This window comes from Verminephrobacter aporrectodeae subsp. tuberculatae At4 (assembly GCF_000193225.1).
In the GTDB taxonomy this organism is placed as follows: Bacteria; Pseudomonadota; Gammaproteobacteria; order Burkholderiales; family Burkholderiaceae_C; genus Acidovorax; species Acidovorax aporrectodeae.
This window is the reverse complement of record NZ_AFAL01000960.1, coordinates 1-4,905: the sequence shown is the minus strand read 5'-3', so window position 1 is coordinate 4,905 and position 4,905 is coordinate 1. Positions and strand designations below refer to the sequence as shown.

Genomic DNA, 4,905 nt, shown 5'->3' with positions numbered 1-4,905 from the left:
GCGCGGCCGCCGAACGGGACCTCCCCCCCTGCGCCGCGCTGCTCCGGGCGGTGAGCGAGCGCACCGCCCGGCTCATGGCCCAATGGCAGGCCGTGGGCTTTTGCCACGGGGTGATGAACACGGACAACATGAGCATCCTGGGCCTGAGCATCGACTATGGCCCGTTCCAGTTTCTGGACGCCTTCGTTCCCGGGCACATCTGCAACCACAGCGACACGCAAGGCCGTTATGCCTACGACCGCCAGCCCGACGTGGCGTACTGGAACCTGCTGTGCCTGGCGCAGGCCCTGCTGCCGCTGATCGGTGATCCGGACCTTGCCATGCAGGCCCTGGCGTCGTACCAGGCCACGTTTTCGGATGAGTTCATGGCGCGCATGCGCGCCAAGCTGGGCCTGCTGGAGCCCCGGGCAGAGGATGCGCAGTTGATCGACGCAATCCTCCTGCTCCTGGCGCGCAACGCGGTGGACTACCCCATCTTCTGGCGCCGCCTGTCGCATGCGGTGCAGCGGGGCGATTTCCAGCCGGTGCGCGACCTGTTCGCCGATGGCGCCAGCCTGGACCCGTGGTTGCGCTCCTACGCGCAGCGCATGGCATGCGCTGATCCCGCACCGGCGGCCGATTGGATGCTCGCAAGCAACCCCAAGTACGTGCTGCGCAAGCACCTGGGCGAGCAGGCAATTCGCACAGCGAAACAGGGCGACTTCAGCGAACTCCAAACCCTTCAGCGGCTGCTCGGGCGTCCCTTCGACGAACACCCGGGGGACGACGCCTACGCAGCCTTCCCGCCCGACTGGGCGTCTGCCATCGAAATCAGCTGCTCCTCATGACCCGACCCGTCCAAAAAACCAATGCCCAATGGCAGGCCATCCTGCAAGCCAAGGGCGCAGAGCCAGACGCGCTCGCAGTGACCCGCCACGCGGCCACCGAACGCCCCTTCAGCGGCAAATACCAGGCCCACTGGGCCGATGGCAGCTACCACTGCATCTGCTGCGGCGCCAAATTGTTCGACTCGGTCAGCAAGTTCGACGCCGGTTGCGGCTGGCCCAGCTTTCGCGAAGCCGCCCCGGACGCCATCGAGGACATCGTGGACCGCAGCCACGGCATGCTCCGCACCGAGACCGTGTGTGCACAATGCGGGGCGCACCTGGGCCATGTGTTCGAAGATGGCCCGGCCCCCGCGGCCTGCGCTACTGCATGAATTCGGCCTCTCTGGAATTCCAATCCGGCAAAAACCCAAGCGACCCCGGCGCCGATCCCCCTTCCTGACCCCATGAAAATTCTGCTCGACTTCTTCCCCATCGCACTGTTCTTCGGGGCCTACAAGCTCTACGGCATTTATGCCGGCACCGCCGTGCTGATGGCGGCCACCGTGCTGCAGATGGCGCTCGTCTACGCGATCGACCGGCGCCTGCAGACCATGCACAAGGTCACCCTGGCGCTCATTCTCTTGTTCGGCACGCTCACGCTGGCGCTGCAGGACGAGCGCTTCATCAAATGGAAGCCCACGGTGCTCTACGGCGCCCTGGCGCTGGCACTCGCCGTGGGGCTGTGGGGGCTGCGCAGGAACTTCCTCGAAATGCTCCTGGGCAACCAGCTGCGCCTGGCCCCCGGCGTGTGGCTGCGCCTGAACATTGCCTGGATCGTGTACTGCGCCCTGATGTCGGCGCTCAACGCCTACGTGGTGCTCAACTTCAGCACCGACGCCTGGGTAGACTTCAAGCTCTGGGGCTACGCCTTCCCGCTGGTCTTCCTGATCGGCCAGGGCGTCTACATCGCACCCCATCTCAAGGACGACGAACCAGCAGCCTGACGGAGCCGCCCATGCCCCCCATCGCACAACAAATGCACCAGCGCCTGACCGACCGCCTCCACCCCACCCGGCTGCAGGTGCTCGACGAAAGCGCCGCCCACGCGGGCCATGCCGGAGCGAACGACACGGGCTCGGGCAGTCATTTCCGGGTGCGCATTGCATCACCCTTCTTTACAGGACAAACCCGGGTAGCGCGGCATCGCCTTGTGTATGATGCGCTGCAAGATTTCATTGCCCAGGGCGTTCACGCACTGGCCATTGAAATTCTCTGACCCCGCTCCCTGTCCCGATGCCGGATTTCATCTGGCATAACCCTCCCTCGTTTTTTGGATCTCGCATGAAGAAACAGCTCTTGCCCAAGCTTGTCGCCGCTGCCATGTTGGGCGCATTGGCCCTGCCCGCTTCCGCCCAGAACCTCGCCACCGTGAATGGCAAGGCCGTTCCGAAGGAGCGCGCCGAGGTGTTCAAGCAGCTACTGGAGCGTTCGGGCCGCACCGTGACGCCGGACCTTGAAAAGCAGATCAAGGCAGAAGTCATTGCCCGCGAAGTCTTCATGCAGGAAGCGCAAAAGCGCGGCCTGGACGGTTCGGAAGACTACAAGACCCAAATGGAACAGGCGCGCCAGACGATTCTGATCAACGAACTGTTTTCCGACTTCCAGAAGGCGAACCCCGTGACCGACGCCGAAATCCAGGCGGAATACGACAAGTTCGTCGCAACCAACAGCGGCAAGGAATACAAGGCCAGCCACATTCTGGTGGAAAAGGAAGCCGAGGCCAAGGCCATCATCGCATCCATCAAGAAGGGCGCGAAATTCGAAGACATCGCCAAGAAGCAGTCCAAGGACCCGGGCTCCGGCGCCAAGGGCGGGGATCTGGATTGGGCCAGCCCCGCCAGCTACGTCAGCGAATTCACCGAAGCGCTCGTCAAGCTCAATCAGGGCAAGATGACCGAGGCCCCCGTGAAGAGCCAGTTCGGCTGGCACGTGATCCGCCTGGACGGCATCCGCGAGGCCAAGCTGCCCACGCTGGAAGAAGTCAAGCCCCAGGTGGCCCAGGAACTGCAAAAGCAAAAGCTGACCAGCTTCCAGACCGAGCTGCGCAACAAGGCCAAGGTGGAGTAAGCCCACGGCGGCCTCCCGGCTCTCCTGGTTTTTCTGAGAACGCGGCTTGGGGCCGCGTTTTTCATGGGCCACATATAAGGATTGGTCCGGACCCGGCCAGCAACAACAGGTCCGCCCGCTTGCACATCTGGTTCGGCAAGGCTTGCCGGTGCGGCGCACAATATGCGCCTTTGGAAACTGTCACCCGTCCTTGCCACACTTGCAGGAACGGTAGCAAACCCGCATGCAGCGCTTGCTTCATAAGCACCGTCTGCTATCAAAAAGAGAGTTATAGAAGTTGTCTCCCGCGCATTCCGTCTTGCACGATGTTTTTGGCTACGAGCAGTTCCGGGGGCCCCAGCAGGCGATTGTCGAGCACGTGATCGGCGGCGGCGATGCGCTGGTGCTGATGCCCACGGGGGGCGGCAAGTCGCTGTGCTACCAGGTGCCGGCGATCGTGCGCCAGCAGCAGGGGCGCGGGGTGGGCATCGTCGTCTCGCCGCTGATCGCGCTGATGCACGACCAGGTCGGCGCGCTGCACGAGGCCGGCGTGGACGCGGCCTTTCTGAACTCGACGCTGAGCTTTGGCGAAGCGCAGGACGTGGAGCGGCAGTTGCAGACCGGCGCCATCACGCTGCTGTACGCCGCACCCGAGCGGCTGAACACGCCGCGCTTTCTGGGCCTGCTCGACGGCCTGTACCAGCGCAGTCAGCTGAGCCTGTTTGCCATCGACGAAGCGCATTGCGTGAGCCAGTGGGGCCATGACTTTCGCCCCGAGTACCGCGCGCTCACGGTGCTGCACCGGCGTTATCCGGGCGTGCCGCGGATTGCGCTCACGGCCACGGCCGATGCACTGACGCGGGCCGACATCATCGAGCGGCTGCAATTGGAAGCCGCGCGCCTGTTCATCAGCAGCTTTGACCGGCCGAACATCCACTACACCATCGTCGAGAAGAAGGACGCCACCGCGCAGTTGCAGCGCTTCATCGCGCGCGAACATGCGGGCGAGGCCGGCGTGGTGTACTGCCAGTCGCGCAAGCGGGTAGAAGAGCTCGCCGCCACGCTCAGCGCTGCGGGCCACACGGCCCTGCCCTACCACGCGGGGCTGGACAGCAAACTGCGCCAGAACCACCAGGATCGCTTCCTGCGCGAGGAGGGCGTCGTCATCGTGGCCACCATCGCCTTCGGCATGGGCATAGACAAGCCCGACGTGCGCTATGTGGCGCATGTGGACATGCCCAAGAACATCGAGGGCTACTACCAGGAAACCGGCCGTGCGGGCCGCGACGGCCTGCGCGCCGAGGCCTGGATGGCGTATGGCCTGAGCGACGTGGTGAACCAGCGCCGCATGATCGACGAAAGCCCGGCCGGCGCAGAGTTCAAGCAGGCGCTGCGCGGCAAGCTCGACGCGCTGCTCGCGCTGGCCGAGGCCACCGACTGCCGCCGCGTGCGACTGCTGGCCTACTTCGGGGAGTCATCGACGCCCTGCGGCAACTGCGACAACTGCCTGCACCCGCCAGCGGTGTGGGACGCGACCGAGGCGGCGCGCAAGCTGCTGTCGACCATCTACCGTGTGCAGCAGGCCAGCGGCATCCACTTTGGCGCCAGCCACATCATGGACATCCTGCGCGGCAAGCAGACCGAGAAGATGACGCAGTTCAAGCACGAGACCCTCTCGACCTTCGGCATTGGCGCCGACCTGAGCGAGTTGCAACTGCGCAGCGTGCTGCGCCAGCTGATCGCCGCCGGCTCGCTGGGCCTGCACAGGGTGACGCTGGACAACGGCCACAGCTTTGACACCCTGTGCCTGACCGAAGGATCCCGCGCCGTGCTCCGGGGCGAAGTGCCGGTGCATTTGCGCGCCTCGGTCTCGGGCGCTGCCCCCGCGCGCACGCGCAAGCCGGGCCGGGGCAGCGCCCCGCCCGCGGCCGCCGCCAACCTGGGGTCGGACGCCCAGGTGCGCTTCATCAACCTCAAGGCCTGGCGCGCCGAG

5 protein-coding genes and 1 pseudogene are annotated in these 4,905 nt (G+C 65.2%); all 6 read left to right on the top strand.

Annotated elements, in window-relative coordinates; all coding sequences use genetic code 11:
- Positions 1–827, top strand: an 827-nt coding sequence (locus tag VTU_RS0123130; protein ID WP_010109797.1) for a protein adenylyltransferase SelO family protein, incomplete at its 5' end; no start/stop codon positions are given.
- Positions 824–1,266 (top strand): annotated as a pseudogene (msrB, locus tag VTU_RS30070) (peptide-methionine (R)-S-oxide reductase MsrB). The gene VTU_RS0123130 and the pseudogene msrB, both read left to right, overlap by 4 nt.
- A gap of 4 nt (positions 1,267–1,270) precedes the next feature.
- The gene (locus tag VTU_RS0123120; RefSeq protein WP_010109795.1) at positions 1,271–1,810 is read left to right on the top strand and encodes a septation protein A; all 540 of its coding nucleotides are present in this window, start codon (positions 1,271–1,273) and stop codon (positions 1,808–1,810) included.
- An 11-nt stretch (positions 1,811–1,821) separates the two neighbouring features.
- Positions 1,822–2,082: a BolA family protein gene (locus VTU_RS0123115; protein WP_010109794.1), complete on the top strand. Its 261-nt coding sequence runs from the start codon at positions 1,822–1,824 to the stop codon at positions 2,080–2,082.
- A gap of 65 nt (positions 2,083–2,147) precedes the next feature.
- Positions 2,148–2,933, top strand: a complete 786-nt coding sequence (locus VTU_RS0123110; RefSeq protein ID WP_010109793.1) for a peptidylprolyl isomerase — start codon at positions 2,148–2,150, stop codon at positions 2,931–2,933.
- Positions 2,934–3,210: 277 nt separating this feature from the next.
- Positions 3,211–4,905: DNA helicase RecQ (gene recQ / locus VTU_RS0123105; protein WP_040894134.1), on the top strand; the 1,695-nt coding region annotated here is incomplete at its 3' end.

Excerpts from the sequence above, each read along its gene's own strand:
- VTU_RS0123120 (WP_010109795.1), top strand. The coding sequence starts at position 1,271 with ATGAAAATTCTGCTCGACTTCTTCCCCATCGCACTGTTCTTCGGGGCC.
- VTU_RS0123115 (WP_010109794.1), top strand. The coding sequence starts at position 1,822 with ATGCCCCCCATCGCACAACAAATGCACCAGCGCCTGACCGACCGCCTC.
- VTU_RS0123110 (WP_010109793.1), top strand. The coding sequence starts at position 2,148 with ATGAAGAAACAGCTCTTGCCCAAGCTTGTCGCCGCTGCCATGTTGGGC.